Origin of the sequence: Paraburkholderia atlantica, assembly GCF_009362785.1 — a bacterium.
GTDB classification, from domain to species: domain Bacteria; phylum Pseudomonadota; class Gammaproteobacteria; order Burkholderiales; family Burkholderiaceae; genus Paraburkholderia; species Paraburkholderia atlantica.
This window is the reverse complement of record NZ_WHNQ01000204.1, coordinates 1-950: the sequence shown is the minus strand read 5'-3', so window position 1 is coordinate 950 and position 950 is coordinate 1. Positions and strand designations below refer to the sequence as shown.

General features: G+C 66.0%; 1 protein-coding gene. It reads left to right on the top strand.

Features of this window, described 5'->3' with window-relative positions; translation table 11 throughout:
• The coding region (locus GCT19_RS42255; protein ID WP_193727549.1) for a GspE/PulE family protein at window positions 1-950 on the top strand (950 nt) is incomplete at both ends.

Here is a 950-nt window from a genome sequence, read left to right as displayed (position 1 = left end):
TCGCGGATCAAGATCATGGCGCAGCTCGACATCGCGGAAAAACGTTTGCCGCAGGATGGCCGCATTACGCTGCGCGTCGGCGGTCGTCCGGTCGACGTGCGGGTATCGACGCTGCCCACCGGCCACGGCGAGCGCGCGGTGTTGCGTTTGCTCGAGAAAGACGCGGCGCGACTCAATCTCGAAGCGCTCGGCATGGCGTCCGATACGCTCGGCCAGTTCGACAAGCTGATCGGCAAACCGCACGGCATCGTGCTCGTGACGGGGCCGACCGGCTCAGGCAAGACGACGACGCTGTACGCGTCGATGTCGCGACTTGAGACGGCGACCACCAACATCATGACGGTGGAAGACCCGATCGAATACGACCTGTCCGGCATCGGCCAGACCCAGGTCAACGAACGGATCGGCATGAGCTTCGCGCGCGCCTTGCGCTCGATTCTGCGTCAGGACCCGGACGTCATCATGATTGGTGAAATCCGCGACCTCGAAACCGCGCAGATCGCGGTGCAGGCATCGCTGACCGGCCACCTGGTGCTCGCCACGCTGCACACGAACGACGCGGCATCCGCCGTCACGCGTCTGACCGACATGGGCGTCGAGCCGTATCTGCTGGCGTCGTCGCTACTCGGCGTGCTCGCGCAGCGGCTGGTGCGGCGCCTGTGCCCGGTGTGCCGCGAAGAGCGCACCGAAGAGGACGGCAGCAAGCGCTGGCATCCGGTCGGCTGCGACCGTTGTGGCCAGTCGGGTTACGCGGGACGCCGCGGCGTCTACGAGCTGTTGCTGATCGACGAATCGATCCGCTCGCTGATCCACCGCAACGCGGCCGATGCCGAAATTCTCGAAGCGGGCCGCTCCCAAGGCATGCGCACGCTGCGCGAGGATTCGGAGCGCTGGCTCGCGTCGGGACTGACGTCGCTCGAAGAAGTGATTCGCGTGACGGGCGGAGCATA